Origin of the sequence: Haloferax profundi, from assembly GCF_001469865.1 — an archaeon.
Classification (GTDB): domain Archaea; phylum Halobacteriota; class Halobacteria; order Halobacteriales; family Haloferacaceae; genus Haloferax; species Haloferax profundi.
This window is the reverse complement of record NZ_LOPV01000716.1, coordinates 1-25,554: the sequence shown is the minus strand read 5'-3', so window position 1 is coordinate 25,554 and position 25,554 is coordinate 1. Positions and strand designations below refer to the sequence as shown.

Annotated in this window: 25 protein-coding genes and 1 tRNA gene; 12 read left to right on the top strand and 14 right to left on the bottom strand. The window is 62.7% G+C overall.

Annotation, left to right across the window (positions count from 1 at the left end; genetic code table 11):
* Positions 1-296 precede the first annotated feature (296 nt).
* Complete coding sequence (locus tag AUR66_RS20210; RefSeq protein WP_058573898.1) at positions 297-2,096, top strand: sensor histidine kinase; 1,800 nt, start codon at positions 297-299, stop codon at positions 2,094-2,096.
* Positions 2,097-2,134: 38 nt separating this feature from the next.
* Here AUR66_RS20210 and pyrI read toward each other — a convergent pair whose 3' ends face one another.
* From pyrI to gdhB, 5 genes are all read right to left on the bottom strand, one after another.
* Entirely contained in the window at positions 2,135-2,602 is a 468-nt protein-coding gene (gene pyrI / locus AUR66_RS20205) for an aspartate carbamoyltransferase regulatory subunit (protein WP_058573897.1), read from the bottom strand.
* On the bottom strand, positions 2,599-3,513 hold the full coding sequence (gene pyrB, locus AUR66_RS20200; protein WP_058573896.1) for an aspartate carbamoyltransferase: 915 nt from the start codon (positions 3,511-3,513) through the stop codon (positions 2,599-2,601). The genes pyrI and pyrB overlap by 4 nt, the downstream gene beginning before the upstream one ends.
* 171 nt (positions 3,514-3,684) lie before the next feature.
* Positions 3,685-4,938: a Glu/Leu/Phe/Val family dehydrogenase gene (locus AUR66_RS20195; protein WP_058573895.1), complete on the bottom strand. Its 1,254-nt coding sequence runs from the start codon at positions 4,936-4,938 to the stop codon at positions 3,685-3,687.
* A 177-nt stretch (positions 4,939-5,115) separates the two neighbouring features.
* Entirely contained in the window at positions 5,116-5,955 is an 840-nt protein-coding gene (locus tag AUR66_RS20190) for an HpcH/HpaI aldolase/citrate lyase family protein (RefSeq protein WP_058573894.1), read from the bottom strand.
* Between the two features lie 108 nt (positions 5,956-6,063).
* The gene (gene gdhB, locus AUR66_RS20185) at positions 6,064-7,350 is read right to left on the bottom strand and encodes a glutamate dehydrogenase GdhB (protein WP_058573893.1); all 1,287 of its coding nucleotides are present in this window, start codon (positions 7,348-7,350) and stop codon (positions 6,064-6,066) included.
* A 239-nt stretch (positions 7,351-7,589) separates the two neighbouring features.
* Between gdhB and AUR66_RS20180 the strand changes: the two genes are divergently transcribed.
* Both AUR66_RS20180 and AUR66_RS20175 read left to right on the top strand, forming a co-directional pair.
* Positions 7,590-8,051 carry a MaoC family dehydratase gene (locus tag AUR66_RS20180; RefSeq protein WP_058573892.1) on the top strand — a complete coding sequence of 154 codons (462 nt, stop codon included), beginning with the start codon at positions 7,590-7,592 and terminating at the stop codon, positions 8,049-8,051.
* 90 nt (positions 8,052-8,141) lie between these two features.
* Entirely contained in the window at positions 8,142-8,576 is a 435-nt protein-coding gene (locus AUR66_RS20175) for a DoxX family membrane protein (protein WP_082682309.1), read from the top strand.
* Here AUR66_RS20175 and AUR66_RS20170 read toward each other — a convergent pair.
* Both AUR66_RS20170 and AUR66_RS20165 read right to left on the bottom strand, forming a co-directional pair.
* On the bottom strand, positions 8,560-8,919 hold the full coding sequence (locus tag AUR66_RS20170; RefSeq protein ID WP_058573891.1) for a DUF5658 family protein: 360 nt from the start codon (positions 8,917-8,919) through the stop codon (positions 8,560-8,562). The two genes, AUR66_RS20175 and AUR66_RS20170, sit on opposite strands and share 17 nt — an antisense overlap.
* A 109-nt stretch (positions 8,920-9,028) precedes the next feature.
* On the bottom strand, positions 9,029-10,774 hold the full coding sequence (locus AUR66_RS20165) for an acyl-CoA carboxylase subunit beta (RefSeq protein WP_058573890.1): 1,746 nt from the start codon (positions 10,772-10,774) through the stop codon (positions 9,029-9,031).
* A gap of 96 nt (positions 10,775-10,870) precedes the next feature.
* Between AUR66_RS20165 and AUR66_RS20160 the strand changes: the two genes are divergently transcribed.
* On the top strand, positions 10,871-12,178 hold the full coding sequence (locus tag AUR66_RS20160) for a hypothetical protein (RefSeq protein ID WP_058573889.1): 1,308 nt from the start codon (positions 10,871-10,873) through the stop codon (positions 12,176-12,178).
* A 12-nt stretch (positions 12,179-12,190) separates the two neighbouring features.
* Here the strand turns inward: AUR66_RS20160 and AUR66_RS20155 are convergent, their stop codons facing one another.
* Positions 12,191-13,084, bottom strand: a complete 894-nt coding sequence (locus AUR66_RS20155; RefSeq protein ID WP_058573888.1) for a class 1 fructose-bisphosphatase — start codon at positions 13,082-13,084, stop codon at positions 12,191-12,193.
* 311 nt (positions 13,085-13,395) lie between these two features.
* On the bottom strand, positions 13,396-14,334 hold the full coding sequence (locus tag AUR66_RS20150; protein WP_082682308.1) for a helix-hairpin-helix domain-containing protein: 939 nt from the start codon (positions 14,332-14,334) through the stop codon (positions 13,396-13,398).
* Between the two features lie 115 nt (positions 14,335-14,449).
* Here AUR66_RS20150 and AUR66_RS20145 point away from each other — a divergent pair, with 115 nt between their 5' ends.
* Positions 14,450-15,310 (top strand): 3-hydroxyacyl-CoA dehydrogenase family protein, encoded by an 861-nt coding sequence (locus tag AUR66_RS20145; RefSeq protein WP_058573887.1) that lies wholly within the window; start codon positions 14,450-14,452, stop codon positions 15,308-15,310.
* A 32-nt stretch (positions 15,311-15,342) separates the two neighbouring features.
* Here the strand turns inward: AUR66_RS20145 and AUR66_RS20140 are convergent, their stop codons facing one another.
* Positions 15,343-15,555 (bottom strand): hypothetical protein, encoded by a 213-nt coding sequence (locus AUR66_RS20140; protein WP_058573886.1) that lies wholly within the window; start codon positions 15,553-15,555, stop codon positions 15,343-15,345.
* Between the two features lie 111 nt (positions 15,556-15,666).
* Here AUR66_RS20140 and AUR66_RS20135 point away from each other — a divergent pair, with 111 nt between their 5' ends.
* The 5 genes from AUR66_RS20135 (at position 15,667) to AUR66_RS20115 (ending at position 21,018) form a co-directional block, all read left to right on the top strand.
* The gene (locus AUR66_RS20135) at positions 15,667-16,590 is read left to right on the top strand and encodes an ABC transporter ATP-binding protein (RefSeq protein ID WP_058573885.1); all 924 of its coding nucleotides are present in this window, start codon (positions 15,667-15,669) and stop codon (positions 16,588-16,590) included.
* Positions 16,591-16,604: 14 nt separating this feature from the next.
* Positions 16,605-18,482, top strand: coding sequence for an ABC transporter permease (locus AUR66_RS20130; protein WP_394326271.1), 1,878 nt, complete (start codon positions 16,605-16,607; stop codon positions 18,480-18,482).
* Complete coding sequence (locus tag AUR66_RS20125) at positions 18,475-19,533, top strand: ABC transporter permease (RefSeq protein WP_058573884.1); 1,059 nt, start codon at positions 18,475-18,477, stop codon at positions 19,531-19,533. The genes AUR66_RS20130 and AUR66_RS20125 overlap by 8 nt, the downstream gene beginning before the upstream one ends.
* Before the next feature lie 84 nt (positions 19,534-19,617).
* Entirely contained in the window at positions 19,618-19,947 is a 330-nt protein-coding gene (locus tag AUR66_RS20120; RefSeq protein WP_058573883.1) for a DUF5798 family protein, read from the top strand.
* Between the two features lie 90 nt (positions 19,948-20,037).
* The gene (locus tag AUR66_RS20115; protein WP_058573882.1) at positions 20,038-21,018 is read left to right on the top strand and encodes a PLP-dependent cysteine synthase family protein; all 981 of its coding nucleotides are present in this window, start codon (positions 20,038-20,040) and stop codon (positions 21,016-21,018) included.
* A 24-nt stretch (positions 21,019-21,042) separates the two neighbouring features.
* Here AUR66_RS20115 and AUR66_RS20110 read toward each other — a convergent pair whose 3' ends face one another.
* From AUR66_RS20110 to AUR66_RS20100, 3 genes are all read right to left on the bottom strand, one after another.
* Positions 21,043-21,465, bottom strand: a complete 423-nt coding sequence (locus tag AUR66_RS20110) for a CoA-binding protein (protein WP_058573881.1) — start codon at positions 21,463-21,465, stop codon at positions 21,043-21,045.
* 167 nt (positions 21,466-21,632) lie between these two features.
* Entirely contained in the window at positions 21,633-22,244 is a 612-nt protein-coding gene (locus tag AUR66_RS20105; RefSeq protein ID WP_058573880.1) for an RAD55 family ATPase, read from the bottom strand.
* 176 nt (positions 22,245-22,420) lie between these two features.
* A complete protein-coding gene (locus AUR66_RS20100) occupies positions 22,421-23,272 on the bottom strand; it encodes a geranylgeranylglycerol-phosphate geranylgeranyltransferase (RefSeq protein ID WP_058573879.1) in 852 nt (283 codons plus the stop codon).
* Positions 23,273-23,366: 94 nt separating this feature from the next.
* On the opposite strand from AUR66_RS20100, the gene AUR66_RS20095 reads away from it, so the two are divergent.
* Positions 23,367-23,441 (top strand) — tRNA-Arg (locus AUR66_RS20095).
* Between the two features lie 202 nt (positions 23,442-23,643).
* Here the strand turns inward: AUR66_RS20095 and AUR66_RS21585 are convergent.
* On the bottom strand, positions 23,644-23,781 hold the full coding sequence (locus tag AUR66_RS21585; protein ID WP_157533260.1) for a hypothetical protein: 138 nt from the start codon (positions 23,779-23,781) through the stop codon (positions 23,644-23,646).
* 250 nt (positions 23,782-24,031) lie between these two features.
* Between AUR66_RS21585 and AUR66_RS20085 the strand changes: the two genes are divergently transcribed.
* Positions 24,032-25,554: hypothetical protein (locus AUR66_RS20085; RefSeq protein WP_331457030.1), on the top strand; the 1,523-nt coding region annotated here is incomplete at its 3' end.

The following is a 25,554-nucleotide window of genomic DNA, read 5'->3' as shown; positions in this document are numbered from 1 at the left end:
GTGGAGCGTGACGCAAAGAATCGAGAACCGAGTGGTGACGGCGTTTATTCTTCGATCTCGACTTCGACCGACTCTCCGTCACCGGAGAAGACGGTGTACAGGAGTGCGACGACTGCCAGAACGAGTACGAGTTTCGCTTTCTTGGACATGGTCCTGAGTACGATTGCAGTGCACAAAGTGATTACGAAATGATGACTCCACGATTTGGCTGTGACTTGTGCGTGACAAGCTCTGAGGACCTATCATCGGGTTTTTATTTTGGCACCCCGTCTACTGCTTACCACGTACACCTCATCATGGATGGCCCGACTACCGGAACGACGACCATACTCTACGTTACCGGAACGGAATCCCACACGGAACAGGTCCGTGACGAGTTAGAACGGCAACCCATGTTCGAGGTCGTTTCCGTCCGTGGGTCGGCCGAGACCCGCGACCATCTCTCCGAACGTTCTGACATACAGTGTCTCGTCTGTGCGAACGACCTTCCGAGCACGACCGGTGTCGGCTTGATATCCTCACTCCGGCGCGACTATCCCGAACTCCCGATGGTCCTGTACCCGAAGGACGGCACCGAGGAGACCGCCGCAAAGGCCATCTCCGCCGACGCAACCGAGTACATCTCGTACGACGAATCACCGGACCACGTCGACGAATTGGTGTCCACGATACGAAAGGCTATCAACGATAGTTGGCCGACGATCGCACTTCGTGAACGGCTCAAAGAGCTGCAGGCGATTCAGCAGGTGACGAACATCCTCACGGACGCTTCGACACGGCCGCTCACCGAAATGCTTCAGGAAGTCGTCGACCACGTCCCCGGCTCGTTTCAATACCCAGAGAGCGCCGAAGCACGGCTAACCGTCGGAGACACGACCGTGACTTCCGAACAGTTCGTGGAGACGGACCAGATGCTCACGGTGTGGACTGACACCGCCGCTGACGAGAAGATTACCTTGACCGTCGTCTACACCGACCCAAAGCCGTCGGCTGACCAAGGTCCGTTCCTGTCCGAAGAAAACCAGTTGTGTGAGACACTGGTGAAGCTTCTTCAGAGTACGGTCGAGCGGCGAACCTATCTGGACGACCTCTCCGAGAGCGAACAGCTGTTTCGACAAGTCACCGAGAACATCAAAGAAGTCGTCTGGGTGACCGACCTCTCGAAAGAGAACCTGTTGTACGTCAATCCCGCTTACGAGCGTGTGTGGGGTCGCTCAGTCGATTCGCTCTACGCTGACCCAAGCTCCTTTTTCGAGGCGGTACATCCCGAGGACAAAGCTGACCTCGAACGAGCCATCGCAGAACAAGACCGCGGGCACTACGACGAGGAGTACCGAATCAGACAACCGAGCGGAGCAGTCCGATGGGTCCACGACCGCGCGGTTCCCGTCTTCGACAAAGACGACTCTCTCTACCGAATCGTTGGCCTCGCAGAGGACATCACCAACCGGAAAAACCGCGAACAGCAGTTGGCCCTGTTGAACCGGGTCCTGCGGCACAACCTCCGTAACGACCTCAACGTGGTGATGGGGTATGCCGAACTCGTCTCGCGGTCAGCGGACGTCGACGACGAAATCGCACGGTACGCCGAGACGATTTTCTCGGTGAGCGACCATCTGATGGCCCTCGCCGAGAAGCAACGGACCGTCGCCTCGGAGCTAACCGAGCTACCGATACCCGAACCGGTCGACGTCCCCGGCATTCTCGAAAACGTTCAGAAGACGCTCCAGAATCGCTATCCAGAAGCGACGGTCGACGTGACCACCCCCGACGTGGGGTCGCTCACGCTCCCGCCGCAGATAGAAGAGGCGATACTGGAACTCGGGATGAACGCACTCGAACACACAGACGCCGAGACGCCAGCGGTCGCTATCGACGCCGACGTGTCGGACGGGGAACTCGTCGTTCAGGTCACCGATAACGGTCCACTGATTCCACGGATGGAGATCGAGATACTGGGAAAACGAGAAGACGCACTCATTCACGGCAGTGGCATCGGGCTATGGCTCGTCCACGGGATCGTCACGTTTGCTGGTGGAACGCTCTCGTTCGACTCGAACGAGCCACGTGGGAACGTCGTCACGATACGACTGTAACCGAAAATCGAGACGCGGGAGAGGCGATTCGTCGCCGTTCAGTTGACGTTGAGGTTCGCCGCGACTTCGTCCTCGCGGACGATAGTGTCGCAGTAGTCGCACCGAACGCCGTCCGAGAGGACCGTAAAGCGGGCGTGGATGGGTTCGTCGGCGTTGCTGATGCAGTTCCGGTTCGGACACGAGATGATGCCCGAGACGACGTCCGGGCGGACGACGCGGTTCTTCTCGACCACTTCGTAGTCGCGGACGATGTTGATGCTCGCTGCCGGCGCGATGAGTGAGAGCACGTCCACTTCGGACTGACTCAGTTCGCGGCCTTCGACCTTGACGATGTCCTTGCGGCCGAGGCGGTCCGAGGGGACGTTCATCCCGACGGAGACTGTCTCTCCCCTCGTGCCGTCGATGCCGAGGATGGCGAGGACGTTGAGTGCCTGCCCGCCGGCGACGTGGTCGATGACGGTACCGTTTTGAATCTTCGAGACGCGGAGTTCGTGGTCGTCTGTCATCGGTCTTGGGTGAGGAGGAGGTCCAACAGCGCCATCCGGACCGGGATGCCGTTGTGTGCCTGTTCGAAGTACGTCGCGTGGTCGGTGTCGTCGATGTCGGACGAGATTTCGTCCACCCGTGGAAGCGGGTGCATGATGGTGAGGTCGTCGGACGCCGATTCGAGCGTCTCGGCGTCGATTTGGTACTCACCGGCGACTTTGAGATACTCGTTCTCGTCGGGGAAGCGTTCGCGCTGGATGCGCGTGACGTAGAGCACGTCGAGACTGGGGAGAATCTCGTCGAGTTCCGTGTGTTCTTTCACCTGCGACCCGGACGCGTGGAGGTCGTACCGGACGTTGCGCGGCAGGCGGAGACTCTCGGGGCTGATGAAGTGCTGGCGCGCGTCGAAGTTCGTGAGCGCTTCGGCCAGGGAGTGGACCGTCCGGCCGTACTTCAGGTCGCCCATGATACCGATGGTGAGGTCGTCGAGTCCTGCGTTCTCGCGGATAGTGTAGAGGTCGAGGAGCGTCTGACTCGGGTGCTGGCCGGCACCGTCGCCCGCGTTGATGAGCGGAACGTCGACGAACTCCGAGGCCATCTTGGCCGCGCCCTCGCTCGGGTGGCGGAGGACGAGGCTGTCCGCGTAGCCTTCGACCACGCGAACCGTGTCGGCGAGCGTCTCGCCTTTCTTGACCGACGACGACTCGACCGGTCCCATGTCGACCGTCTGGCCGCCGAGGCGTTTCATCGCGGTGTCGAAGCTCATCCGGGTTCGTGTGCTCGGTTCGAAGAAACAGAGCCCAAGAACTTTCCCGGCGTGCTGCTGCCGGAATGCTGCCGGATTCGCGTCGATTTCAGCCGCGCGGTCGAGCACCGCCTCGATGTCCTCCCGCGAGAGGTCTGTCGCGGAGATGAGGTGGTCCTGACGCATCGGTGAATGGAGCGACCTACACCGACTTGAATCTCCCGGCATCGGTCGGCGCGCTTGATATACAGGAGTGTGTACAACTATGCCAAGGGAACGGGAAACACGTCGGGTGAAAGACAAAAAGCGCGTCAATCGGGGTCACGACGACCCGGTCAGTCGGCGACAGGACCGTATTCAGGGCCAGTTGCCGCTCGACTCGTACGCGTTGACGACACGCTGGATGGCGACGACGTACGCCGCGGTGCGGAAGTTCGGCAAGTCGTGCGTCTCGTAGGCGTCGACGAGGTTGTCGAACGCGTTGACGATGACTCGCTCGAGTTCGTCGTTGACACGCTCTTCGGTCCAGTAGAAGCGCTGGCGGTTCTGGACCCACTCGAAGTACGAGACGGTGACGCCGCCGGCGTTGGCGAGGATGTCGGGGAAGACGTGGACGTCGCGCTCGGTCAGCACGTCGTCTGCGCGGGGCGTGAGCGGCCCGTTTGCCGCTTCGGCGATGATGTCTGCCTGCACGTCCTTCGCCAGGTCGCCGTCGATGGCGTTTTCGAGGGCGGCGGGGACGAGGAGGTCGACGTCGAGTGTGAGCAGTTCTTCGTTCGTGAGGGGTTCGGTGCCTTCGTAGTCCGAGACGGTTCCGGTCTCGTTCTTGAACGCCTTCACGTCGCGGGTGTCGAGGCCGTCGGGGTCGTAGATACCACCGGACGAGTCGGAGACGGCGACGACGTTCGCGCCGAGGTCTTCGATGAGTTTCGCGGCGACGGACCCGGCGTTCCCGTAGCCCTGAACCGCGACGGTTGCGCCTTCGATGTCGCGGTCGAGGTATTTGAACGCCTCACGCGCCGTGAGCATCGTGGAGCGACCGGTCGCTTCGACGCGGCCTTCGCTGCCGCCGTTCGTCAGCGCTTTGCCGGTGATGACGCCGGGTGCGGTGGTGTTTTCGAGCGTCTCGTAGGTGTCCTTGATCCAGTTCATCTCGCGCTGGCCGGTGTTCACGTCCGGTGCGGGGATGTCGCGGTCCACGCCGATGAACGGGCGGAGTTCTTTAGCGAACGACCGGGAGACGCGTTCGAGTTCGCCCTCGCTGTAGTTCTTTGGGTCGATGACGATGCCACCCTTGCCGCCGCCGTACGGGATGTCTACGACGGCGCACTTGTACACCATCCAGCCCGAGAGGGCCTTCACTTCGTCGCGAGTGACGCCCGGATGGTACCGAATGCCGCCTTTGTACGGCCCTCGGTCGCCGTTGAACTGAGAGCGGTAGGCGCGGAAGAGTTCGATGCTGCCGTCGTCCATCTCGACGGACAGGTTCGTCTCGAGCACCCGTTCCGGATTCTTCAGACGCTCGATGACGTCGTCGCGCACGTCGAGGTAGGCTGCTGCGTCGTCGATCTGCTCCTGTAAACTCTCGAATGGATTCGCCTCTTGTGCCATGTCATAATACGCTCACGGCATCCGTTTAAGCGTAGCGGAGATTTTACCATACGATAATGATAATACTCGTACCCATCGATAAAAGGAGACATGCAACGACGAGGCGTCGGGCGATTACATCGACCAACCGGCTGAGCCGATTCGTCGGCGACGCAGTACGGTTCGGTCGTGGACTCCTCAGTACGATTCGCCTGCTCGGTCCAGAATATTTTCCGCTTGTTTGACGAGTGGCGCGTCTATCATCTCGCCGTCGACGCCGAAGACGCCGCGGCCGTCGGCCGCCGCCTCGTCACGGGCGCGAAGCACCTTCTTCGCCCACGTCACGTCTTCGGGGTCCGGCGAGAACGCCTCGTTGATAGTGGCGACCTGCGCCGGGTGGATAGCGAGTTTCCCGTCGTAGCCGAGTTGGCGGCCGAATCGAGCGTCTTCGCGGAGGCCGGCGTCGTCCTGATAGTCCACGTGGAGCGTGTCGATTGCGTCGATACCCGCTGCTGCGGCAGCGACGACGACGCGTTCGCGGGCGTAGAGTACCTCGGTCCCGTCGTCTGTTCGCGTCGCGCCAACGTCTGCCGAGAAGTCTTCTGCACCGAAGATGACGGCGACGGTGTCTTCTGCGGCGGCAACTTCGGGTGCGGCGAGCACACCGGCAGCGCTCTCGACGATGGCGATGACCGGGCAGTCGGTGCCTGCATCACGGGCGGCGTCGGCGACGCGGGTCACGTCGTCGGCACTCGACGCCTTCGGAACCACGAGTGCATCGGGCGGGTGGGAAGCGCAGACGGTCGCAACGTCCTCGAGGCCGTCGTCACCCGGATTCACACGAACCGTGACTTCTGCCTCGGGGTCGAATTCGGGGTCCGAGAGAACGTCGACGACGGCCTCTCTCGCCTCGGCTTTGCGCTCGGGTGCGACGGCATCTTCGAGGTCGAAGACGAGTACGTCGGCACCCGCACCGGGGGCTTTTCGCATCAATTCGGGCCGGTCTCCGGGTGAAAACAGGACGCTCCGTCGTGGCATAGATGAGAGTGGGATGGGGTGGAATCGTGAAGAGTGTGGTGTCAGGTACTCGTGACGATGGGGCCACGAGTGATGACTCCGTGTGAGCGACAGTCGGGTATGCGTCGCCTAGGGCCAGAGACCGCGGTGTTCGTGGGCGGCGGCGACGCGTTCGAGAGCGACCATGTACGCGGCGTCACGCCACGTCACGTCGTGGTCTTCGACCTGTTCGCGGACGGCCTCCCACGCGCGGAGCATCTCCGTCTCCAGTTCCTCGTGGACGCGTTCGAGCGACCACGAACGGTGGTTGAGGTCCTGCAACCACTCGAAGTACGAGACGGTGACACCGCCGGCGTTGGCGAGGATGTCCGGGACGACCGGAATCTCGCGTTCCTCGAAAACCTCACTCGCTGCGGAGGTGGTCGGGCCGTTCGCACCCTCGACGATGAGGTCAGCCTGCACGTCACTGGCGTTCTCGGCGGTCAGCACGTTGCCGATGGCGGCCGGGATGAGCACGTCCACGTCGAGTTCGAGGAGGTCCTCGTTCGAGAGGGTCTCCGGCGCGTCGTACTTCATGACGGCTTCCGGTTCTTCCTCGTGGGTCGGCACGTCGTGGGTGTCGAGGCCGTCGGGGTCGTAGATTGCGCCGTTCACGTCGGAGACGGCGACGACAGTCGCGCCGTGGTCGTCGAGGAGACGCGCGGCGGGTGCGCCGACAGACCCGAATCCTTGGACGGCGACGGTGGTGTCTTCGATGTCCCAGCCGAGGTAGTCGATTGCTTCGCGTGCGACGATTGCGACCGAACGGCCGGGTGCCGTGTCACGACCCTTGCTGCCGCCGACGACCGGTGGCTTGCCCGTGACGACACCCGCCTGCGTCTCGCCTTCCTGCATCGAGTAGGCGTCCATGAACCACGCCATCGTCTGTGCGTCGGTACCCATGTCGGGGGCGGGAATGTCCTTCGTCGGGCCGATGAACGGACGGAGTTCTTCGGCGAAGCGGCGGGTCAGGCGCTCTTTTTCGTCCGTCGAGAGGTCCTTCGGGTTGACGACGATGCCACCCTTGGCACCGCCGAAGGGGATGTCCATCACTGCGCACTTCCACGTCATCCACATGGAGAGGCCGATACACTCGTCTTCGGTCACGTCGGGGTGGAACCGGAGGCCACCTTTGTAGGGACCGCGGACGCTGTCGTGCTGGGCGCGATAGCCGGTGTAGACCGCTGTCGTGCCGTCGTCACGTTCGAGGGGGACCGAGACGCGGTGGACTTGATTGGGGTGGTGGAGGCGCTCGATGACACCCGGGTCAACGTCCAGGTGCGCCGCCGCACGCTGGAGTTGTCGGCGTGCTGTTTCGAGCGCTGTCTCTTCCGTCGGTTCGTCGTCTTTCGCGGTGGATGATGCTGCGGATGCCATAGTGCATTCGTGCCGGTCTTTCGCCGGCGATGCCGGCCGACCCGGTTTCTGTCGCACACGACCACCGGCCGTCGGTTACGGGCGGCCAGTGAGCGCTTTCGCGACTCTCGACTGTGGATAATTATAATGGTTGTTATCTGCTTTTGCTCGGGGCAATTGTTGTCACACCGGGCGTTGGCACACCGCGTGACGCCGCGGTGACCGGCACGATTTTATCATGGTCTTACACAATCTCGACTATGACCGGTCTGTACTACGAGGAGTTCGAAGTCGGCCAGACCATCGAACACGAGAAGCGCCGCACCGTCTCCGAGTCGGACAACCAGCAGTTCTGCGACATGACGATGAACCAGCAACCGCTCCACCTCGACGCGGAGTTCGCGGCCCAGACCCAGTTCGGCGAGCGACTGGTCAACGGGCTCTACACGATGAGTCTCGCCGTCGGCGTCTCGGTTCCCGATACGACAGACGGAACCATCGTCGCCAACCTCAGCTACGACAACGTCTCGCATCCGAACCCTGTCTTCCACGGCGACACGCTCCGTGCCCAGACGACGGTCCTCGACAAGCGCGAGACGTCAGATGGCGAGCGAGGCGTCGTCACGATGAAAGTCGAGGTGTTCAATCAGGACGACGAGTTGGTCTGTGAGTTCGAGCGCACGGCGCTGTCTTTGAAGAAGGCGAACGTCGACAGCGAGTGACTCGCGGCGACTGACTCACGCCGTCGCCGGATTGTCCCGTTTCGCTCGCTGGACCCGCACCTCTTTCTCTCCCGCGTCGCTACGGCATCTATGGACTTCGACGCCATCGGCGCACGTCTCTCGGCAATCGCTGCTCGTGCGCCTCGCCCGGCGTCCATCGCTCGGGTCGCACTCGGGTCGATGGTGTTCGCTGCCGGCGTCCACAAACTTCTCGACCCCCTCGCGTGGACCGTGTACGTCGTCGACTGGCTTGCGCCATTGCTCGTCGTCTCACCTGTCGTGTTCATGCTCGTCAACGGCGTCCTCGAAATTGGCTTCGGGGCAGCACTCGTCGCCGACCGCTTCACTGCCATCGCCAGCGCCGTCGCCGCCGTCTCACTCACGGCGACGTGTCTCTATCTCTCGCTCGTGTTCGTCCTCGAAGGCGGCCTCTTCGGCGACGTACTCGCCCGCGACGTCGGTCTCGCCGGCCTCGCGTGGGCCGTCTTGGTCGACGCACTCAGTCGGCCTAGCCGAACAGGGTGACGAGGATGAGTTGCGTGTTCATCAGGCCAGCGACGCCCCACGGCACTGCGACGCCGATGGGTATCGCCGCTCGATAACGTTTCGGGAGGACGACCCACGCGACGAGTGCCACCGTCAAGACGACGAGTTTCAAGAAGAGGAGTGCGCCGACAGTGCCCATGCTGGGGATGAACGCGAGCACGACGGGGTTCAGTTCCGCTAGTCCGCGGCCGAGTCCGTACAGGGTCGTCACGACGTCGAGAATCAAGGCCAACATCGTCACGGCCCAGAGGACGTTGTCGTCACTGACGACGTGCGAAAGAACGGAGCGTGGTGTCTCGGCCTGTGGAATTCCGTGACTCATTGTGGGCGCACCGAAGTGCGATACCCCACAGAGGGAGTCGACCTACCTCAGTATCCTCCGCTTAGGTCAATTATCGAGAGGTTACCTGCCGGTAAAACAGAGGATTAACTCAGAGTATCGTCCCGTGTTTTTTGTCGGGAAGCGACTTCTCCACGGAGGCGTAGAACTCGAAGCGGTTGACGAGTTCGTCACGGAGCGACGACGGCGGAACGATTTCGTCGATGACGACTTCGCTCGCCATCCGGTGGACGTCGATGTCCTCGCGGTACTCCTCGCGGAGTTCGTCTTCGCGTACCTTGCGCTCGTCTGGGTCGTCGATGGCGGCGAGTTTGTTCGCGTACACGGCGTTGATGGCGGCCTCCGGGCCCATGATGCCGATTTCGCCGGACGGAAGCGCGACGACACTGTCGGGGTCGTAGGCGGGGCCGCCCATCGCGTAGATGCCCGCACCGTAGGCTTTGCGCACGATGACCGTCTGTTTGGGGACCGTCGCAGAGGACGTGGCGTAGATGAACTTCTTGCCCTTCTCCAAGATGGCGTCCTTCTCGACTTGCGACCCGGCCATGAATCCCGGCGTGTCACAGAGGTAGAGCAGCGGAATCTCGTAGGCGTCGCACGTCCAGATGAACTCGGCGGCCTTCTCTGCTGCGTCCGGGAAGATTGCGCCGGAGCGTTCGGTCGGTTGGTTGGCGACGATGCCGACCGGCCGGCCGTCTATCTTCGCGAACGTGGTGACGATTTCCTTCCCGTAGTCTGGTTTGAGTTCGAAGACCGACTCGGCGTCGACGATGCGCTCTATCAGGTCGTGGACGTCGTAGGGGCGGTTCGGCGACTCGGGGATGAGTTCGTCGATGCCGTCGGGCGAAAAGCGAGGGGGTTTCGGTTCGGACTGCGGTGGTTTCTCGCCTGCTTTGTCCGGGAGGTACGTGATGAGTTGCGAGACGAGTTCGCGGGCGTGTTCTTCGTCGCGGGCGACCAAGTCGGCGCTCCCGGACTCCTGTGCGTGCATCTGCGCCCCGCCGAGGTCCTGCATCGAAATCTCCTCGCCGGTGACCATCTTCACCATGCGCGGCGAGGCGATGGCCATCGCGGACATCCCTTCGACCATGATGGTGAAGTCCGCGAAGACGGGCGTGTACGCCGCACCGGCGATACACGGGCCGTAGAGGACGCAAATCTGCGGGACGTACCCCGAGAGCATCGAGTGATTGTAGTAGTACTTCCCGATACCTTCGCGGTTTGCGAAGAATCCAGACTGCTGGTCGATGCGACCGCCCGACGAGTCCATCAGGTACAACACCGGCTTGCCGGTCTTGAGGGCGCGTTGTTGCATCCGCAGGAACTTCTCGACGCCCCGACGGGCCATCGACCCCGCCTTGACGGTGAAGTCGTTGGCCATGAAGTGCAGGTCGCGGCCGTCGAACTCGGCAGCACCGGTGAGGAGACCATCACCGGGCAGTCGCGTGTTCGGGTCCGCGTCGTCCACTTCGGGGGAGTTCTCGTGCCACGAGTCGAAGTTGGCGAACTTGCCGTCTTCGAACTTCAGGCCCTCGGGGAACCACAGGTCGAGGCGGTCACGGACGAACAGTTTGCCCGCTTCGGGGAGTCGCTCTTTGTACTTCTCCGGACCGCCGCCGAGGATGTCGGCAATCTCCTCGCGGAGTTTCTCTTCGCGCTCGGTCGGTTCCATGTCGTCGTCGAGCGGGAAGGTGTCCGCAGGCGGTTCGGCGTTCGCAACTGACTCCTCGCCGTCGCCGACGAACACGTCCACGTCCGTTGCGAGATGCCGCGCCAGCGCACTCGCGATGGCTTCGGCCTCTTCGCCAGTCGCGCCGTCGCCGATTCTGACCTTCATACGTTGGGATGCGGCACCGTATTCAAAATGGTTTTCCATGCACGATTTGCCACCGAGTCGAAACAGCGATGTGTCACCTGACGAAACGCATTCGCCGTGTCTCCCCTTTCGACTCCCTCCCGGCGCTCGTTTCTCAGCGCTGCTGGTGCCGTCGTCTTCTCTGGACTCTCCGGGTGTCTCGGCCAGCAGAAATACGATTCAGAGGCGCTCGAAGCAGTGCTCGAAGACCCGGTTCCATTCGTCCCACCGGGTAGGCTTCCGCCCTCTGGCTACCTCGGCCGCGCACGTGACACGGCCGAGCGAAGTGCACTCTCCCTCTCCGACCGACTCTCTTCGCTTCCCGACGGTGTCTCTCCAGACAGTCTCCCCGTCGAGAGGGCGTCGAACCACGTGAAGGGAGGACGAGCGAGTCTCGCCGAGAGCACCCAGCAACAGTCGACCGACGCGATGCGGTCGATTCGTGAAGCGCGGAGTACGCTCGCTGAGGGTCACGGGTGGCTCGACACCGCTGTTGGCAAGTTCGAAACTGACGCGCTCTGGGAGCAAGACCTGGACCTGGGCCGTGTGCTCGCCCGTTCGTGGCCGGCCGTGGAGTACCGGGCGACGACGATTCCGGTCGGCATCTACGTCGCCGGCGAGACTGAGACGCTTCTCCTCGAAGCGACGTCCTCGCTCGAATCGGTCGACCGAGCGTTGGTCGGCACCGACAGCGCCGACGACGAGGCTGAACGATATCGTCTGTTCGCCGCCGCGAGGGGTGAACTCTCGCACGCCCGTGCCGCACTCGCGGACGCGAACGCCGTCATCGATGGGCAACGCGAACAGGTCTTCGAGGGAACGCCCTCACTCCGTGAACCGATGGCCGGCGCGGCAGCGACGCTCCTCGAACGCGCTGAAACTGATATCGAATCGGTGACGCCCGTCCCGGAGAACCACCCTCGGGTCGTCCACGAGGTACTCGACGAACTGTCCGTCAGGCCGCCGCGTGACGTTCGAGACGCTCTCGACGCGAATAGACCGGCAACGGCGCTCTCGAACCTTCGGTGGAGAGTGCAACGACTCACTGCGCGTGACTCAGTCGGCGTAGACTCGCTGTCGGTTCCGGAGTCGAACGAGGCACTCGTCTCGTCTCGGCGGGCGGCTATCGACGCACTCCGGCAGGCGCGTTCGAACGTCAGTGGTCCAGTCGAGCAAACCTGCGTTCGGCAGGCACAGTTCGAGGCTCTCCGTGGTGACCGTGACCTGGAGAACGTCGCCAACGAAGTGGGGAGAAGCGAGAGACGGGCCACCGAGTTTGCGACTCGGGGATACGCCCACTACGTCGCCGCGAAGCACCTCGCGACTGCGGCGAAGCCCACGGCTACGAGACTCGTTCAGGCCGTCGAAAACGAACTCGGTCGGTAGTCCAGCGACGAGTCAGTCCAGCGCGGATTCGAGTTTCTCCACGAGGTCCGCGTTTCCGATGTGGAGCGGCGTCCGAGCGTGGAGGTCCGGTTTGTCCACGTCGAGGAGCGACTTCGTCCCGTCGGAGGACGCGCCACCGGCGGTTTCGAGGACGTAGCCGATGGGGTAGCCCTCGAACTGGACGCGGAGTTTCCCTTCGGGTGCCGACTGGAGGGCGGGGTAGCTGAAGATGCCACCGTAGGTGAGAATCTGGTTCACGTCGCCAATCATCGACCCGCCGTAGCGGAGTTTCCGGGAGTCGTCCTGTTCGACGTCGCGGGCGAACGCTTCGAAGTCTTCGGTCCAGTCGGGGACGCGGCCGCCGAATCCGTAGACGCTTCCGTTCTCGGGGAGACTGATGTCCTCGCGGACGAGTTCGTACGTCGCGTCGTCGTAGATGACGTACTCGTCGACGACGCCGTCGCGAGCGACAATCATCGTCATGACGGGGCCGTAGAGGACGTAGCCTGCGGCGACGATGTCGCGTCCGTGTGCCGGAAGCGGCCCGTCGTAGACGGCGAAGATGGTTCCCATCGTGTTGTTCGGCTTGAGGTTCGACGACCCGTCGAGGGGGTCGAGTGCGACCGAGAGGGGGCCGTTGCCGACGTCGATGGTCTCGGGTCGCTCTTCGCTCCCGTACTCACCGACGCCTTCGAGGGCCCCGATACGCTCACAGAGCAAGTCGTCGGCGAACACGTCGGCGGCCATCTGCGTCTCGCCGCTCGGGTTCTGTGCTTCTGACTTGACGCGTCGGCCGGGGAGACCGGTGCGAATCTCTGGGGCAGTCGTGGCGATGACGTCGACCACTCGGTCGATGGTCTTCGTGTCGCGGGGAGAATCTGCGGTGTTCACGTCTTTCGTCGCCATTACAGACACCTCTCGGAAGACGGGCGTGATGGATACGGTTCGACCCTACCGAGACGGGACCGTCCAGCGGGGGCGTTCGAGGACGTGGGGACCGTCTGCGGGGAGACGGCAGTCGTGTCGGCGCCGGGTATCATCTGGTTCAAAATCGTGTAACCAGATATTTAAAGACTGCGCATACGTGAGTTTGGAAGGGAGTGCCGAATATGGACAGTAGGACACCCATAACCGAATATTGCGGCTATTTTTGAAGCGAATATAAATTACTACTCAGATAGTAAAAATTCGTGTCGCGGTCGCAACTCCGAGACTGGCTACTCCGTCGCGTCGCGTGCCTGCGATTTCCACCCGCTGATGACCGCTTGGTCCATCTCGAGTGCGTCCGCGACGTGTTCGGGGTCGGCAGTCGCGAGTCGGCGAACAGACCGGACACCGGCCTCGGCGAGGCGTTCGGCGTCCTCCTCGTCGATTCCGTCGAGTGTCGTGAGCGGCGTCGGTTTCGACCGTTCACGCCACGCTGCCTCTGCGGCAATCGCGTCACCGGACCCGTCGGCCGACGCGTCGTTCTGCCCGCGAGGCGTCCAATCTCCTCGTCGCGTCGGACTCTCCGTCTGGGAGGTCGTCCCCGACGGCGTCCAGTCGCCCTCTGTGGACGGGTCGGTCGGTGTGCTCGTCTCGCCGGTCGGGGTCCAATCACCGGTCTGTTCGTCCTCGTCGTCGGCGTCCTTCCACTCGCCGGAACTCGCGGCGACCCACGCGCGCTCGTCGTCTCCGAGTCCACGAACCTGTGACGAGCGTCGGTCGAGGTCGTCGCCCGAACTGAACGACCACGACAACGAGTGCCAGCGACGAATCTTCGCTGCGACCCCCGGGTTGGTCCCCGCTTCGACCAGGTCGCGGTAGCACACCTGTCCGTCGAGAATCGACTCGACGTCGATATCTGCCGACTCCAGCGACTCTGCCGTCGCTGGGCCGACGAACTTCAAGTCCTTCAGGTCGGTCGGTGTGTCGTCCGTGTCGTCTTCCGCTCGTGGTTTGAGCAGGTTTTCGATGGCCTCGTCGGTGTCGGTCGGGTCTCCTTCAGGCCCAGTCGGTTGACCCGTCGCATCGACTCGATTCCCGTCGGCGTCGAGCGACTGGTCGTCGGTGTCTAACAGGTTGTCGTCGACGTATCGTGGGTTCTCCGCAGTGTCCGTTTGGTGCCCCTCAGCGCCGTCTTCGTCGTGTGTGCCCGTGTCGTTCTCGCCAGTCACCGTTGCATGTCTCCATTTCGGCACGTAACTTGACTGTTTCCGTGAAAGTCACGGATTTGTCATTATTCTGGACGGGTCGGCAAGTTTTACTTTGCCACCTCGCGCAGTCCAGCGCATGCGAGGCATGAACGAACTCGACACGATTGGTGTGGTCGGCGCTGGGACGATGGGCAACGGAATCGCACAGGTCGCGGCGATGTCTGGGTACGACGTGGTCATGCGTGACCTCGAATCCGAGTACGTCGAACGCGGCCTCTCCGCCATCGACGACAGTCTCTCGCGGTTCGTCTCGAAAGACAAACTCAGCGAAGAAGACGCCGACGCGGCCAAAGACCGTATCACGGGCACGACGGAGTTGGCAGACCTCGCCGAGTGCGACTTCGTTGTCGAAGCGGCCGTCGAGAACATGGACATCAAGCGCGACATCTTCGCGGACCTCGACGACCTACTGCCCGAAGACGTGATTCTCGGCACGAACACGAGTACGCTCTCTATTACGACCATCGCGGCGGCGACAGAGCGCCCCGAACAGGTCGTCGGCCTCCACTTCATGAATCCCGTCCCCATCATGAAGGGCGTCGAAGTCGTCCGCGGCGAGAAGACGGACCCCGCAGTCGTCGAGTTCGCCCACGAACTCTCGGAGGACCTCGGCAAGGAGACGTGGGAGTCCGACGACAAGCCCGGATTCGTCACCAACCGCATCCTGATGCCGTGGCTGAACGAGGGTATCCGCGCCTACGACGAAGGCGTCGCCTCGAAGGAAGACATCGACCGCGGCATGACGCTCGGCACGAACGTCCCGATGGGACCACTCACGCTCGCCGACCACATCGGTCTCGACATCTGTCTGGACGCCTCAGAGACGCTCTTCGAGGAACTCGGCGACCGCTACAAGCCGGCCTACCTGCTCAAGCGCAAAGTCGACGCCGGTGACCTCGGCAAGAAGACGGGCAAGGGCTTCTACGAATACGACTGACGCCAAACCAGACGGCAACAGGACAGTCACTCTCATTTCTTCTGATATCGCATCACGCCCGCTCCCGCGACACCGACGACCAGAAACACCCCGCCAATCCCCGCCAGCGCCAGCGCCAACCCAGTCACAATCTCCGCACCGCCACTGACGACGTAGGCGAGAATCGCCCCGGCGAAGAAGATGGCGGCGACGAATCCACCCACGAAGAGGACGAACGACGGCGTGAGGTAGTCGTCAGCGGGCATACCAGCCCCTTCGCAACCGGGGGACGAAACTGTTGTCCCGGAGAGACGATGTCTATCAGTTCTGAAACCCCGCGCGAACCCTTTTATTCCATCCCGCGTGAAGGTCTGCCAATGATAACGGTCGAGAACCTCCGAAAGACCTACGGCGACTTCCCCGCCGTCGTGGGGAGTGACTTCTCGGTCGAGTCGGGCGAGGTGTTCGGCATCGTCGGGCCCAACGGCGCGGGCAAGACGACGACGCTGAAGATGCTCGCCGGACTCGTCGAACCCACCGCCGGCACGGCGGAAGTCCTCGGGATGGACCCCGAAGACCCCGAGATGCGCCGCAAACTCGGCTTTCTCCCCGAGGAGTCGCCGCTCTACGAAGACATGACGCCCCGGTCGTACCTCCGATTCTTCGCGGACCTCTACGACGTGCCCCGCGACGTTGCCGACGACCGAACCGACGAAGTCCTCGACAGGCTGGACCTCGAGTACCGCGACAGACGTCTCGGCGACATGTCGAAAGGGATGAAACGAAAGGTCGCCATCGCGCGGTCACTCGTCAACGACCCCGACTTGCTCATCTACGACGAACCGGCGAGTGGTCTCGACCCGCTGACGACGAACGTCGTCCTCGAATTCGTCCGCGAACTTCGCGACGAGGGAAAGACCGTCGTCTTCAGCGCCCACAACCTGTTCCACGTCGAGTCGGTCTGTGACCGCGTCGTCATCCTGAACCGCGGCGAGATAATCGCCCGCGGGACGGTCCCCGAGATTCGTGCAGAACACGGCGAGACGACCTATCACGTCTACACGACGGTCGAACTGCCAGCGACCGACGACCACCCGGCGACAGCACCCGAGGGCGACCGATTCGTCGCCACCGTAGACGATATGGCCGACGTGGAGGCCCTCCGCGAGGCGGCAGAATCCGCCGACGGACGCGTGGTCGACATCCGAACAGACGAGGCGTCGCTCGAAGATATCTTCCTGCGTCTCGCTCGCGAGTCGCCGACGACGAGCGCTGCCGAAGGGGGCCGCGGTCGGTCGTGAGCGACCACGATTCGGTGAGAGACGACTCGACTGCAGCCGATTCGCCCAGTTCCCGATTCGAGGGCCTGCGCACACGTGTCGTCGCGCACCTGCGCGCAGTCGCTCGCATCGCACGGTGGGAAGTCTCGCGGTCCGCAGGGACGGTCGACCGAAAGACGATTGCACTCGGACTGGTCGCCGCCCTCGTCGCCGCCGGCATCGCCGCGGGCGCAGTCGGAAGCGGCGTCGCCATCGACCAGAACCTCTACCGCGTCGGCATCGCGTCCGATAGTCCGTACTACGACGCTGTCGACCAGTCGTCGGTCCTCGAACCACGACCACTCTCCGACCCGAACGTCGAACTCGTCGTGTCGGAGACGCACATCTCGGTGGCCGATACCCAGACCGGCCGAGCGGCGTATCAGGCCTACCGTGAGGCGGTCCAATCGTACAACGAACGGCAGATGCGTCTCGAAGCGAACCAATCGGCGGCGTTCCCCGTCGTCGTGACGCTCCAGTACCGCGAACGCGGAGCGTTGGTTCCAGCCGGGAGCCGGGTCGACGGTGGGAACGGTGGCAGTGCAGTGTCAGGGGACGGTTCGGGCACTGCTGACGGTGGCGACGGATCAGGGGCCGACGCAGGTGATGGTACCGGTTCGGCCGGTTCGGGTACCGGCGTCGATTCGTCCGACGCTGCCGCCGCGGACGACACGAATATCGGCGCATCGTCTCTCGGCGGTGCGGCGGGTCTCTTCGGCGGCGACGCCAGTGGGTCGCCGGCGAGCATCAGTCCGCCGTTCCCCTTCGCGTCGCTCGTCCTCGCGTTCGCGTTCCTCGTCCCGATGAACTTCGTGATTCAGGCGTACGGGTCGAGCATCCTCAACGAGCGCGTGAATCGTCGCGGGGAACTCCTGTTGGTCGCACCCATCTCGCCGGGCGACATCGTCGCCGGAAAGACACTACCGTACCTCGCGGGCATGGTCGGAATCACTGTCGTCATCGCGGCGGCTATCGGTGGTGGCCCCGTCTCCGTCGCGGCAGTCATCCCAATCGGGTTGCTGTTCCTCTCGTCCACGTTCGTCGGCGCGATGTTCGCACGCTCGTTCAAGGAACTCACCTTCGTGACGGTCACCGTCTCCGTCTTCTTGACGACGTACACGTTCGTCCCCGCCATCTTCACGAACGTGACGCCTATCGCGCTCATCTCGCCGTTGACGCTCGTCGTCCGTGACCTCGGCGGCGACGCCGTCTCACTCGGTGACTTCGCGTTCTCAGTGGGGCCGATTCTCCTCGCCGCCATCGTGTTGTTCCTCCTCGGAACCGGCGTCTACCGCGAAGAAGACATGTTTACTCAGCGGTCGGTCCCGCTGAAGTTCCTCGACGCGCTCGACAGTCGAATCTCGCGCCCGCGGTCGATAGCGACGCTCTCGGCGCTGTCGATACCCTTCGTCTTCATCGCCGAACTCCTCGCCATCGCCGTGTTGTTCGTCCTCCCGGTGGACGTGACAGTTCCGCTCGTCCTCGTCGCCGTCGCGGTGGTCGAAGAACTCGCCAAGAGCATGCACATCTACGCGGCCTTCGAGAAGGCGCGGTTCGCCCGGACGATTCGCGTCTCGCTGCTCCTCGGTGCCCTCTCGGGACTGGGGTTCTTCCTCGGCGAGAAGTTCACCGCCATCGTCCAACTCGTCGGACTGCCGTCGCTCACGCTGGGGCAGGCGGCCTTCGCACCGTCCGGCATCGGCCTCGCCACCGCCGCAGGCTTGCTGGTCGCCCCACTCGTCCTCCACGCCGTCACGGCAAGCGTCACCGCACTCGGCGCGAGGCGTGGGAAATCGACGTACGCCCTCGCGCTCGTCGGCGCGATTGGCATCCACGTCGTCTACAACATGCAGGTGGTGACGAACCTTGGGTAACCCACGACTCGCCATCGCACGGCGCGAACTCGGCAGCCTCCGCAAGGAGAAGACCATCGTGCTGGCGCTGGCTATCCAACTGTTCGTGGCGGCGTTCTCCTCGTTCCTCGTCGTCGGCCTCGTCTCGCTGTACGACCCCAGTGCAGCGAGTTATCAAGTCGACGTCGCGGTCACTGGGGGCGAAGAGGCGGTGAACGACCTCATCGTCGCAATCGACGGCGAGTCGGGTCTGGCCGCGCGACCGTACCCGTCCGCTGACACCGCGATGACCGCGTTCGAGGAGCGCCAGGTAGACGCGGTGGTCGAGGCGTCGACCGGCCCGAACGGACGCGTCCAACTCGTCGCAATCGCTCCCGACTCGGGCGTCGAGACGACTGCCGTCGTCGTGCGCCTTCGGGATGCACTTCGCACACTGGAGCGGAACGAACGCGCCGAGCGGAGCGCGTTCCTGTCGACGAATCCGCTTCCCGTCCCGCCGGCAACGGAGTCGAGTCCGTACTTCGGGTTCACCTACACGGTACTCGTCCCGCTTCTGTTGTTCCTCCCGGTCTTCATCGCTGGGTCGCTCGTCGTCGACTCGTTGACGGAGGAAGTCGCTCGGGGGACACTCGAACTCCTGCGCGTCGCCCCGGTGAGTTTCTCGGCCGTCGTCGACGGCAAACTCCTCGCAGCGGGCGGACTGGCTCCGATTCAGGCCGTCGCGTGGATGGCCCTCCTCCAACTGAATGGTACCGGCATCGACAACCTGACGTGGTTGTTCGGGATGGTCACTGGTCTCACGGCCGTCGTCGTCACGCTCGGGGCGACAGTCTCGATTACGGCACCCGACCGGCGAATCGCACAACTGCTCTACTCACTGGGCGTCCTGCTCGTCTTCGCGGGAACGTCGTTGCTGCCGCTCAGTCCCGCGAACAGTGCTGCGAGACTCGCGCTCGGAACCGCGGGGCTCAGTGCGAGACTCGCTGTTGCCGGCCTCGTCGTCGTGGGTCTCGTCTCGCTCGTGGGACTGCGGGTCGTCGTCGGACGGGTCGACCCGAACGAACTCGGGTGATGCCGCGATTCACCCTCTGATTCCAGTCGCTCCCGACGATTCGCCACCGGAAGGCGTACAAGGGCTGAGTTCGACGGGCGACACATGGGTATCGGAGGCACTGCGAAGAAGCTCCAGAAGGTCGCAGAGATGGCCGAAGACGTCTACAAGAAGCTCAACGAACTGCGAGAGCAACTCGTCGAGGTTCGTGAGACGGTCGGCGAGACCAAACAACGTGTCGACCGTCTCGAAGCCGAGAACGCCGAACAACGGGCGATTCTCGAAGCAATCGCAGAAGAGCAGAACATCGACATCGACGCGGCCATCGCTAACGCGCACATCGCCGAAGCCGAGACGTCGACGGAGACGACCGATTCGGGCACCGACGACGCCACGAGCGCTTCCGACGACGACACCGAGACGACCGAAGCGTAACAGTCTGTTTTCGCACAGCCTCACACCCGGTTCGGGTCGCCACGAATCGGGATAATAACGTTCAGGACCGGGGGCAACATTTGCCACTGTATGACCACGCACCGCGAACCCCTCGAATCGGTGCTCGACACTGTCGGCGAGACACCACTCGTCAGGGTCCACGCGTCCCCAGACGAGGTTCCCGTCTACGCCAAACTCGAGTCGTTCAACCCCGGCGCGAGCGTCAAAGACCGCATCGGGATGTACATGCTCGAACAGATGCTCGAATCGGGCGAACTCCCCGAGGGAGGGACTATCGTCGAACCGACTGCTGGAAACACCGGCATCGGTCTCGCCGTCGCCGCCGGGCAACTCGGAATCCGGGCCGTCTTCGTCGTGCCCGAACGGTTCAGCGTCGAGAAACAGACGCTCATGCGCGCCCTCGGTGCCGACGTGGTGAACACCCCGACGGAAGACGGGATGGGCGGCGCTATCGACAAAGCGCAGCAACTCGCCGACGAACTCGACGACGCCGTCGTTCCCCAGCAGTTCTCCAATCCGCTCAACCCCGAAGCACACTACGAGACGACGGCACCCGAAGTGTACGATGCCCTCGACGACGAAGTCGGTGCGCTCGTCGCCGGATGCGGAACCGCTGGGACGCTCATGGGGATGGCCCGCTACGGACGCGAGAATCACGAGGACACGTTCGTCACCGCCGTCGAACCCGTCGGTTCACTCTACTCGACGCTTCACGGCCGTGACGTGGAGGAAGCGGCCTACAAGACCGAAGGTATCGGGACGCACAACCCCGCGACGAACGAGTTGTTCGACCCCGAGTTGGTGGACGAAATCGTCCAAATCGGTGACCGCGAGACGCACGCCGAGATGCAGCGACTCGCCACTGAAGAGGGCCACCTCGTCGCGTCGAGTTCCGCCGCGAACTGCCTCGCGGCGCTCGACGTGGCCGAACGTGCTGCCGCCGGTGAACTCGACTTACCGTACGACTCCGTCGTCACGGTGTTTCCCGACTCCTCGGAGCGGTACCTCTCGAAGGGCGTCTACGGCGACTTCGAATCCTGGGAGGGATAAGAGCGCCTCAGAGGCTCACACCTATCAGACGGCGAGTCTGGCGTGCTCGACTTTGTAGCACTTGTTCTGGACGAATTCGAGACCGGCGTCTTCTGCGCGTGCCGCGGCGTCGTCGTCGCGGATACCGAGTTGGAGCCAGACCGCTTTCACGTCCCCCCGTGTGGCAGCGCGTTCGATAGCGGCGTCGACGACGGCACCTGCTTCACTCGACGGTCTGAACACGTTCACGAGGTCGATGTCCGCTTCGACGTCTGCCAGTGAGTCGTAGGCTGTCTCGCCGAGAATCTCCTCACGGAACGGATTGACCGGGATGACACGGTAGCCGTGTCGCTGCATGTACGCCGGAATCTCGTGAGCGGCCTTCCCCGGCGTGGCCGAACACCCGACGACGGCAATCGTCTCGTAGTCGAGCAACGGACGCAGGTCGTCGGCACTCGTGATGGGCATATCTACACACATCGTGATGCGTGCGTAAAAGACTCGGCCGAGCGTGCGTCGTTCGTGCAGTCGCAGACGGTGGCGTGGCTCAGGTGTCGTCAACGTGGCTCAGGTGTCGTGCTCTTGCGTGCCCCAGTCCCGTGCTCTTGTGCCCCCCGAGTTTCGCTGTCGCGTGGTCAGTCGCCGGCGAGGCGAACGTCGGGGTCGGCGTCTTCGTACGTGGTGATGATGCCGTCGAACAGTTGTTTGATGGTGTTCATCGTCCGGTCGTCGTGGGCGTCCGCGTCGATAGCGAACAGACCGAGGCCACCGACGCTCTGGATGCGCCCCGTGAAGACGTGGAGGAACCGGAACACGGTCTGGAGGTCGGCGTACATCAAGAGCGTCGACAGCGAGTGGAGCATGATGCGGTTCTGTTTGAGGCCGCGCTCCTGGTAATACTCCTGTAGCACCTCGGAGAGTTTGATACCGATTCCGGTCATGTCGACCGGAGACGAGGTGTACTTGATTCGGTCGTCGTCGCGAACGTCACCGACACCCTGTTGTCTGGTGACGCAGTCGACGACGGAGACTGGATTTCCCTCGTAGGGGACGCGCTTGGCGAAGTCTTTGAGGACGCGTTCTGCGCCGTCTTTCGTCGTGACGATGATGGCACCTTCGCCCTGTTTCGTCCCCTCTGTGAGGACGTCGAGCGCTAGCGACCGCTTGCCGGTCAACGGTGGGCCGCTTATCAGAAGATTCGTTCCCGGTTCGACCTCGACGTCGAGGTCGGCGCCAAGGTCATACATACGAGTACCCCGGTTGAAGAGTATCGACTCCGAGGTGTACTAACGCATGACGCTTCCGCTCGCCGGGGGTCATCGGATAGTACGACCATTCGGTGTGCCGGTAATATTCTTTTTGATTGGAGGGTGGAGGATTTCAGACACGAATCGTGTCAGTGCGGTTATTAGATTCGACAATTTCAGACGGCGAGAGTGAGCGACGTCGCCCGCCCGACGATGAACGCGAACGCAGCGAGGAACATCCCGTGTTTGAGCCGACGCTGGGCGGCGCTCGGATTCTCGAACGACTGGGCCGACGCGAAGAGCATCACGCCGTCGGCGGGGACGACGAATCCGAGATACGCCAGTCCGAAATCCCCTCGGACGAACGGCACGACGCTCGCGGCGACGGCCACGACGAGGACGGCCACCCCAATCCACAGCGAGGGTCGTTCACCGACGACGATTGGCAGGGTGCGAAGACCCTCTTCTCTGTCGCCGGCGATATCCTCTACGTCTTTGACGATTTCGCGGGTGAGCGTCGCTAACGCCGCGAGGATGCACAACACGAGCGCACCCAACGGTTCACCGATAGCCGCACCGCCGAAGAGGAACGTCGACCCAGTCAGTGCCGCGACGACGACGTTACCGACACCCGGCAGGCCTTTGAAGAACTCTGTGTACGCGAGGAGGGCGACGAGGTTCACCACCGCGATGGCGATGGCGACGAGGGGTAACGCGAGTGCAGACACGACGGCACCGCCGAAGAGGGCGACGCTGAACCACTTGGCTTCGCCAGCGGTGACTGCCCCGCGGGGGATGGGTCGGTCGGGACGGTTGATAGCGTCGATGTCGCGGTCGAAGTAGTCGTTGACCGCGTTGCCCGCGCCCGTCGCGAACACTGTCGCGAGGACGGCGGCGACGACTGCGAGCGTATCGCCGAGCGTCGCGCCGGCGACGAACGCACCCGTGAAGGTGAGCACGCCCGCAGCGAGCGCGTTCCCCGGTCGGGTAAGTTCGACGAATCCGCGCGCCCGCGCTCCGAGAGACATACCGGGTAGTGTTCGGACGCTCCGTATAAATCGCGCGGAGTCGCCGCCGCGAATCAATCCATTTAAAACAATCCACGACAGACGAAGTGATGTAGGGCGCTTAGCTCAGTCTGGACAGAGTGCTTGGCTTCGGACCAAGTTGCCGTGGGTTCAAATCCTGCAGCGCCCATACGAAATTAACTTTCTTCGGGGCCGAAATTAAAACAGCGAGCGACGACTTCTTCTCGCTGATATCGGGCGATTCGGCGTTTTCTCGAAACCCAGCGAAAAAGTATTCCGACAAGGTTCGTGAAAGGGGTCCGCGCTGTCTGCCGATATTAGAAGCCAAGAGGGGTGCATGGTAGATGTCCCGCGCAGGTGGCGAGAGACATCTATGGCGGTTCGTCGAGTACCGCTGCCGGAGCTGTCACGAGTGGTGTCTCGTCGATCACAGCGAGCGCGCGGCCAAGATGCGCGAGTGCAAATACTGCGCGCGCATCCCCGCCATCGAGGACGAGATTCGGGACCATCGTCTCACCTCTCTCCTGTGGGCTCACCAGGCCGTTAACGAAACCACCGCAAGGTCCGGAGAGGACGGGCAGGTTCTCGGCGGGCGCGCGGCGCTAACGCGCGACCGCCCTGACCGTCCTGCCGGAAGCGAGGGCTCGTCCCTCGACCCGGAAGCCGGGCCGCAAGAGGCCGACGGCCGTCGGCCGAAAACGAGTGGCGGTGCGGTGCAGTGCTGTCTGTCTGACTTCCTTCGCGCAGACGGGGGCTCGCGTGAGTAGCGAAGGGACCTCCACACCCGGCGCTCACGACTCGCCAGCCAAGAGTGGTGACTCTCGGCCTTCCAAGGAGACTAACTCTGTAGAGACTTCTACCGCCGGTTCTCCAGCTGAGGACAACTACGAGGAAAGAGTCCACGAACGCGTACTGGAGTTCATCGAGAAGTACCCAGAACTGGCCGAGACACCAATCTGTGAGACTCACGGTCGAAAACTTCGGCGCATCGTGACCGAAGCCGATTGGCGTGATACGTTGGTGGAACCAGAGGACCCGATGGAGAACGCATTTTACGTAACTGAACTTGAACGCCGGTCCGCCTCGACATGGGCTGACGCTCTGAGTGCGTTCCTCACTGCGCACGTCGATTACAAGGGCCTCTTCGCGCGCTTCGCAAACGACGAAGGCGAAGAATTTGAGATACCGCTAACTGACGCCTGGGGAGAGACATACTCGAAGAAACAGTACGCTCGGGCGCTTGCACTCCAGCGTCAGATGGGTGGAGGTGAACGCCCTTCCGGTGGTGAGGCAGTAGCGGCGTGGGAGTCTCCCGCGACCGCGATGCTGACTTTCACCGCATCATCGGTTCCCAACGGAGAGCGTATCTCACCTGTCGAACACACCGATGCGCTACACGAATCATTTTCATACGACGGTGTGCGAGACACGCTTCGGAATACGATGGAGTACCATCTCGGCCTCGAGGCCGACGAATGGGGTTACTGGCTCCAGGCTGAACCCCACGGAATGGGTGGTGACGGAACTGGGATGAACGCTTGCTATACCCACCTTCACGTCGGCGTCTACTTCGACGCCTTCGAACTCGACCTGGAGGCTGTCGGCCCAGAGTTTGAACGAGTGATAGACAAACACGTTGAAGTCTGCGAATACGCGTCTTTCAGTGCTCACGATTACACAGATACGGACTATCTCAACGATTCGGACGGCTGTATTTCGCTAAACACTGGTGTCGAAAACATGGGTTCGTACCTCGCGGCGTACATGGGTGGCTACACCGAGGAGTTACTGGACAAACCAGTGGAATACCTCGCATGGGGCGCAATCTATTGGTCCGCTGCTCGACGTCGAACTTCTCGATCGAAGATTGTCACCGAAGCAATCGCCGCGGATGCGTGCGAACAACGGGCCGAATCGCCTGAATCGAACCAGACCGACCCTCACGGAAAATCTGTGACTTGGAACGACGGCCGCGGCCCAGACGTGGTCTGTGCTTGTTGTAACTCCGGCTGGAGTATCGACCAGTCCCGCCTCGATCCGCCTGTTTCAGATCAGGAACTATCTACTGCACTTCCTGATGGTGATGAAGAATCAGATGAGTTCTCCTCTGAACTCTCGCTTGCCGAACGCTGGCCCAATGCTACCTCTGCCGCGACTATCGGTGAATCACCGACCCGGACAACGATACGAACTCGTGTTGAGCACGAACTCAAGCTCTGCGACGAAGTGCCATCTGTTCCGTCGATGCTCGGCCGTCTGTTTATCGACCCGAAGTATGCCGA

Bases quoted from the DNA above. Each gene is read 5' to 3' on its own strand.
- AUR66_RS20210 (WP_058573898.1), top strand. From the start codon at position 297: ATGGATGGCCCGACTACCGGAACGACGACCATACTCTACGTTACCGGA.
- pyrI (WP_058573897.1), bottom strand. From the start codon at position 2,602: ATGACAGACGACCACGAACTCCGCGTCTCGAAGATTCAAAACGGTACC.
- pyrB (WP_058573896.1), bottom strand. From the start codon at position 3,513: ATGCGTCAGGACCACCTCATCTCCGCGACAGACCTCTCGCGGGAGGAC.
- AUR66_RS20195 (WP_058573895.1), bottom strand. From the start codon at position 4,938: ATGGCACAAGAGGCGAATCCATTCGAGAGTTTACAGGAGCAGATCGAC.
- AUR66_RS20190 (WP_058573894.1), bottom strand. From the start codon at position 5,955: ATGCCACGACGGAGCGTCCTGTTTTCACCCGGAGACCGGCCCGAATTG.
- gdhB (WP_058573893.1), bottom strand. From the start codon at position 7,350: ATGGCATCCGCAGCATCATCCACCGCGAAAGACGACGAACCGACGGAA.
- AUR66_RS20180 (WP_058573892.1), top strand. From the start codon at position 7,590: ATGACCGGTCTGTACTACGAGGAGTTCGAAGTCGGCCAGACCATCGAA.
- AUR66_RS20175 (WP_082682309.1), top strand. From the start codon at position 8,142: ATGGACTTCGACGCCATCGGCGCACGTCTCTCGGCAATCGCTGCTCGT.
- AUR66_RS20170 (WP_058573891.1), bottom strand. From the start codon at position 8,919: ATGAGTCACGGAATTCCACAGGCCGAGACACCACGCTCCGTTCTTTCG.
- AUR66_RS20165 (WP_058573890.1), bottom strand. From the start codon at position 10,774: ATGAAGGTCAGAATCGGCGACGGCGCGACTGGCGAAGAGGCCGAAGCC.
- AUR66_RS20155 (WP_058573888.1), bottom strand. From the start codon at position 13,084: ATGGCGACGAAAGACGTGAACACCGCAGATTCTCCCCGCGACACGAAG.
- AUR66_RS20145 (WP_058573887.1), top strand. From the start codon at position 14,450: ATGCGAGGCATGAACGAACTCGACACGATTGGTGTGGTCGGCGCTGGG.
- AUR66_RS20140 (WP_058573886.1), bottom strand. From the start codon at position 15,555: ATGCCCGCTGACGACTACCTCACGCCGTCGTTCGTCCTCTTCGTGGGT.
- AUR66_RS20135 (WP_058573885.1), top strand. From the start codon at position 15,667: ATGATAACGGTCGAGAACCTCCGAAAGACCTACGGCGACTTCCCCGCC.
- AUR66_RS20120 (WP_058573883.1), top strand. From the start codon at position 19,618: ATGGGTATCGGAGGCACTGCGAAGAAGCTCCAGAAGGTCGCAGAGATG.
- AUR66_RS20115 (WP_058573882.1), top strand. From the start codon at position 20,038: ATGACCACGCACCGCGAACCCCTCGAATCGGTGCTCGACACTGTCGGC.
- AUR66_RS20110 (WP_058573881.1), bottom strand. From the start codon at position 21,465: ATGCCCATCACGAGTGCCGACGACCTGCGTCCGTTGCTCGACTACGAG.
- AUR66_RS20105 (WP_058573880.1), bottom strand. From the start codon at position 22,244: ATGTATGACCTTGGCGCCGACCTCGACGTCGAGGTCGAACCGGGAACG.
- AUR66_RS20100 (WP_058573879.1), bottom strand. From the start codon at position 23,272: ATGTCTCTCGGAGCGCGGGCGCGCGGATTCGTCGAACTTACCCGACCG.
- AUR66_RS21585 (WP_157533260.1), bottom strand. From the start codon at position 23,781: ATGGTCCCGAATCTCGTCCTCGATGGCGGGGATGCGCGCGCAGTATTT.